Here is a 4,791-nt window from a genome sequence, read left to right on the forward strand (position 1 = left end):
TGCACGGCGTTCATGAGCAGGTTCCCGACCGCTCGTGAGAGCTCGCCGGCGTCCACCCGCACCGACAGATCCCGCGGCATGTCGCCGTCCACCGTGATCTCCCGGTCGCCCGCAGCCGGACGGACATCGGCGACGGCGTCGCTGACGACATCGAGCAGCGCGACGTCCTCGAACCGCAGGCGCAGCGCACCGGCGTCGATCCGGGAGAGATCGAAGAGGTCGTCGACCATGGAGGTGAGCAGATCCACCTGGGAGCGCATCTGGCGGTGGTACCTGCCCGGGTCGTCGACCATCTCGTCTTCCAGTGCCTCGGCCATCGCCCGGATGCCCGCCAGCGGCGTGCGCAGGTCGTGCGAGATCCACGCCACCAGTTCCCGGCGGGACGCCTCGACGCGGGCTTCGCGCTCGCGGGAGAGCCGCAGCTGCTCGCTCGTGTGCGCGAGAGCCTCCTCGACGCGGGCGAACTCGGCGCTCCCGGCGCGAGACGACACGACCACGACCTCGCCGTTGCCGATGCGTTCCGCGGCGCGGGAGAGCGCACGGATGTTGCCCGCGACCCACACGCAGAGCGTGACCGCGACGAGGAGCGAACTCACGCCCGCCGCGATCGCGACGGCGATGGCCACCACCAGGTCGTGGGGCGACAGATACATGAGGTTCGCCACGGCGATCATGCTCACGACGACCGACACGACCCCCACCGTCAGGGCGGTGGCCAGCTGCGTGTACAGCGGTGTGCGGCGCAGCAGGAGCAGCACGCCGACACCGACGATCCCCGCCGCGACACTGATCGACAAGGTGATCGCCACGACGGCGACCAGGTCCGGTACACTCACGATGCCCCTCCTTCTCCGGGGGGTTCACCGGTCGGATCGAAGCGGTACCCGACACCCCACACGGTGACCAGATGGCGGGGCCGGGACCTGTCGGGCTCGATCTTCTCGCGCAGGCGACGCACGTGCACGGTGACCGTCGACAGGTCGCCGAAGGACCACCCCCACACCGCCTGGAGGAGTCGCCGGCGATCGAACACCTGTCCCGGGCGGCGTGCGAGGTACTCGAGGAGATCGAATTCCCGTGCGGTCAGAGCCAGCTCCTCGCCGTCGCGGGCGGCGATGCGGGCGGCCGGGTCGATGCGGTACCCGCCGCAGACGACCGGCCCCTCCGGGCGCGCCTCGGCGAGCGTGCGGCGCAGCACCGACTGCGCCCGCAGCACGAGCTCCCTGGGTGAGAAGGGCTTCGTGAGGTAATCGTCGGCGCCGGCCTCGAGCCCGACGATGCGGTCGTCCGCCGAGGTGCGGGCGGTGAGCATGAGCACGGCTGTGTCCCCGCCGGCTCGGATGCGGCGACAGGTCTCGATGCCGTCCATTCCGGGCAGCATCACATCGAGCACGACCAGATCGGGGGCGAGCGTCTCGAGCCGCCGGAGGGCTTCGACGCCGTCCGCGGCGACGTCGACGACGAAGCCGGCGACGGACAGGTAGGCGGCGGCGACCTCGGCGACGGTGGGGTCGTCGTCGACGACGAGGATGCGGCGACCTTCGAGATCGCCACTGCGGTGCGGCGACGTGCTCACGTGATCACCCTACGGGCGATCCCCGCCCACCGGCGGCTGCGTGCGTCCCCTGCGTGCCGCCGTCCGTGATTCGTAATGATCGCCGTTGGCCCTCGTGGCCGCGCGAGCGGCTAGCGTCGGATCATGATTCGTGTCGATGTCGTGCTTCCGTGCCTCGACGAGGCGGCGGCCCTGCCGGATGTGCTCGCGCGCCTCCCGGAGGGTTACCGCGCGATCGTGGTCGACAACGGATCGAGCGACGGTTCGGCGGAGGTCGCGGCGGCAGCCGGCGCGACCGTCGTCCACGAAGCCCGGCGCGGCTACGGATCGGCGGTTCACGCGGGACTGGTCGCCGCAGAGGCGCCGATCGTCGCCTTCGCCGACGCCGATGCGTCCTTCGACCTCGGTCAGCTTCCCGACGTCGTCGGTCCCGTCGCCCGCGGCGAGCGCGACCTGATGCTCGGGTCGCGCGTCATGCAGGGCCGCGGGGCATGGCCCTGGCATGCGCGTGTGGCGAACCGCTATCTCGCACGCCGCATCTCCGCCGCAGCGCACGTGCCGCTGAGCGACCTCGGCCCGATGCGCGCCGCGAACCGGGTGCCGTTGCTCGAACTGGGCGTCCGCGATCGCCGCAGCGGATATCCTCTGGAGACGGTTCTGCGTGCCGCTGTCGCCGGCTGGCGCATCGGCGAGACACCGGTGCTCTACCGACCACGCGTGGGTGTGTCGAAGGTGACCGGCACGGTGCGCGGCACCGCGACCGCGATCTCGGACATGTCTCGCGTTCTCCGGGAGGTCTCGTGAACGATCTGACGGTCGCCGTCGTCGCCAAGGAGTGCGTGCCGGGGCGCGTGAAGACGCGGCTGACGCCGCCCCTGCTGCCCGAGGAAGCCGCGCGCCTCGCGCGCGCGAGCCTCGACGACACGATCGACCTGGTCCGCTCTCTCCCGGTCGCGCGCCGCATCCTGTTCTTCGCGGGGAGAGTCGCGCAGGAGCATCGTGATCTGGAGGTGATGCCGCAGCCCGAGGGTGACCTCGATGCCCGCCTCGGGCATCTGTTCGATGCCGTTGACGGGCCACTGCTGCTCATCGGCATGGACACCCCCCAGCTCACGCGGGCGCATATCGCCGGGCCGGTCCGGTCGTGGCCCGACGACGTCGACGGCTACTTCGGGCCCGCCGAGGACGGGGGGTTCTGGGCCCTGGCGATGCGTGAGCCGGACGGGTCGCTCATCCGCGGGGTGAGCATGTCGACCTCGTCCACGGGACGCGAGCAGCGACGTCGTCTCGTGCAGGCAGGGCTGCGTGTGCGCGATCTCGCCGTCGTGCGCGACGTGGACCGCGCCGACGACGCACGTCGCGTCGCGGAAGACGCCCCCGGTGGGCGTTTCGCGGCGGTGTGGCAGGGCATCCAGGCGGGCGCGGCGCGTGTCGGCTGATGTGCCCGCGTCGCGGTTCGCCGCCGGCGGCGCGGATCCGTACACACGCATGCTCGAAGGCGGTCGGGACGGCGTGCTGCAGCTGCGACGCCTCACCAACGGCGAGATCGCGGAGGAGTGGAACTTCGTCGCGCTCGGCGGGCCCGCCGATCGCGACGACCTGGCCGCGCTCGGGACGGCGGAGGGACCGGTGCTCGACGTCGGGTGCGGCCCGGGCCGGATGGTGCGTGCGGCGGCGGAGCGTTCATCGGCGGCCATGGGTATCGACGTGTCACCGGCCGCGGTGCGGCGAGCGCGGGCCGAAGGGACCCCCGCACTGGAGCGCTCGATCTTCGATCGTCTGCCGCTCGAAGGACGGTGGCGCACCGTCTTGCTGATGGACGGGAACATCGGCATCGGCGGAGACCCTCGAGCCCTTCTCCTGCGGTGCCATGAGCTGCTGGCACCGGAGGGGCGGCTCGTCGTCGAGACGGACGCCGACCGAGACCTGGACGAGCGGTCGCTGTTCACCGTCGTGGATGCGGCGGGGAGGGAGAGCGATGCCTTCCCGTGGGCGCGCGCCGGGTGGCGAACCGTCGTGCGAGCTGCGCAGGACGCGGGTTTCTCGGGTGCTGCGCACGTGCGGAGCGGATCACGTCACTTCGTGACCGCGACGGTGCCGCGACGACTCCCGATCAGGACGGCGGCGCCGGCGACGACGACCGCCGCGATCCAGAGTCCGGCGAGCACCAGCGGGTAGTCCACGACGTGGATCGTCGGGTTGCGCGCTCCGACCGCTCGCACGACGAGCCCGGGGATGAGCACCAGCGAGCAGCAGGCGGCTGCCACGAGCGTCGCTCGTGCGACGGCGGCCGCGACCGGCCCGATCCGACGCGCGGTGCCGCGCCCGATGACGCCGAACGCGACCACCACCGGTGCGATGAGCCCGTCGTGCACCACGATCGCCGTGAAGACCCACCACATCACCGCGGGGTATTGAGCGGGCGCGACGGTCGTCAGCCCCAGCACGGCGGCGTACCCGAGCAGCGCGAGCCCGAACGCGCCGATGGCGAGCCGCGCGGCCGTCACGGCAGCACCTCGATGCTGCTCAGCCACTTCGTCTGCATCACACCCGGCCGACCCGGTGCGATGATCCGGGCCGGGTAGCCGTGATCGATGTCGAGCTCGTCGCCGTGCAGTCGGAGCGCGACCAGGGTCAGGGGGTCCTCGACGTAGACCTGCGGCATCGCCGTGCGGGAGAACGCCCCACGCACCTGCAGGCTCGTGATCCGCAGACCCGTGCCTGTCGTACCGCCGGCGAGGTCCATCAGATCGTGCAGGCGAACTCCCGTCCACGTCGCCGTCTGGCTCCATCCTTCGACGCAGGCGATCGGCAGGTCCGCGGTCGTCTGCGGCAGCGCGGCGAGATCGTCACGCGTGAGTCGGATGCGGGACCGCGCCCCGGCCACCTCGAGCATCCAATCCTCCGCCCGGGCGCTCTGCGCGACGCCTGCCTCAGCGGCGGTGCGGTTGATCGGGAGTCCCTGCGGCCCGATTCCGGGGCGCCGCGGCGACAGCACCGCGAGCGGCGCGAGCGGCGCGATGGTCTGTCCGGCGGTGCCGAGCAGGATCGCTCCGGCCGAGGCTCCGACCGCGATCAGCGCGCCGCGACGCGAGACGGCTTCGCTCTGGGTCGGTGCCTCGTGCGGGTCGGTCGGAAGCTGTTCGGGCCACGTTCGCCGTGGCGGCGCATCCTCCGCGGCCGGGTCGACCGGCCGGGCGCGCCAGAACCCCACGATGAGGGGCAGCTTGACCGCG

Annotated in this window: 7 protein-coding genes; 3 read left to right on the plus strand and 4 right to left on the minus strand. The window is 72.1% G+C overall.

Annotation, left to right across the window (positions count from 1 at the left end; all coding sequences use genetic code 11):
* Together B4E30_RS00220 and B4E30_RS00225 are read right to left on the minus strand one after the other, a co-directional pair.
* Nucleotides 1-836 (minus strand): sensor histidine kinase (locus B4E30_RS00220; protein ID WP_286792998.1); only part of this gene is annotated, 836 nt, incomplete at its 3' end.
* Nucleotides 833-1,576 (minus strand): response regulator transcription factor, encoded by a 744-nt coding sequence (locus tag B4E30_RS00225; RefSeq protein ID WP_286792999.1) that lies wholly within the window; start codon nt 1,574-1,576, stop codon nt 833-835. The genes B4E30_RS00220 and B4E30_RS00225, both read right to left, overlap by 4 nt.
* A 123-nt stretch (nt 1,577-1,699) precedes the next feature.
* On the opposite strand from B4E30_RS00225, the gene B4E30_RS00230 reads away from it, so the two are divergent.
* Genes B4E30_RS00230 through B4E30_RS00240 form a run of 3 tightly spaced genes read left to right on the plus strand, consistent with a single transcriptional unit; the run spans nt 1,700 to nt 3,733 of the window.
* The gene (locus B4E30_RS00230; RefSeq protein WP_071045805.1) at nt 1,700-2,359 is read left to right on the plus strand and encodes a glycosyltransferase family 2 protein; all 660 of its coding nucleotides are present in this window, start codon (nt 1,700-1,702) and stop codon (nt 2,357-2,359) included.
* Nucleotides 2,356-2,994, plus strand: coding sequence for a TIGR04282 family arsenosugar biosynthesis glycosyltransferase (locus B4E30_RS00235; RefSeq protein WP_286793001.1), 639 nt, complete (start codon nt 2,356-2,358; stop codon nt 2,992-2,994). Before B4E30_RS00230 ends, B4E30_RS00235 begins: the two co-directional genes overlap by 4 nt.
* Nucleotides 2,995-3,043: 49 nt before the next feature.
* Nucleotides 3,044-3,733, plus strand: a complete 690-nt coding sequence (locus tag B4E30_RS00240) for a class I SAM-dependent methyltransferase (protein ID WP_286793003.1) — start codon at nt 3,044-3,046, stop codon at nt 3,731-3,733.
* Here B4E30_RS00240 and B4E30_RS00245 read toward each other — a convergent pair.
* Both B4E30_RS00245 and B4E30_RS00250 read right to left on the minus strand, forming a co-directional pair.
* Nucleotides 3,631-4,062 carry a hypothetical protein gene (locus tag B4E30_RS00245; protein ID WP_286793005.1) on the minus strand — a complete coding sequence of 144 codons (432 nt, stop codon included), beginning with the start codon at nt 4,060-4,062 and terminating at the stop codon, nt 3,631-3,633. The two genes, B4E30_RS00240 and B4E30_RS00245, sit on opposite strands and share 103 nt — an antisense overlap.
* Nucleotides 4,059-4,791 (minus strand): molybdopterin-dependent oxidoreductase (locus B4E30_RS00250; RefSeq protein WP_286793007.1); only part of this gene is annotated, 733 nt, incomplete at its 5' end. The genes B4E30_RS00245 and B4E30_RS00250, both read right to left, overlap by 4 nt.

The organism is Microbacterium sp. UBA3394 (assembly GCF_002358725.1).
Classification (GTDB): domain Bacteria; phylum Actinomycetota; class Actinomycetes; order Actinomycetales; family Microbacteriaceae; genus Microbacterium; species Microbacterium luteum.

Excerpts from the sequence above, each read along its gene's own strand:
- B4E30_RS00230 (WP_071045805.1), top strand. The coding sequence starts at position 1,700 with ATGATTCGTGTCGATGTCGTGCTTCCGTGCCTCGACGAGGCGGCGGCC.
- B4E30_RS00240 (WP_286793003.1), top strand. The coding sequence starts at position 3,044 with ATGCTCGAAGGCGGTCGGGACGGCGTGCTGCAGCTGCGACGCCTCACC.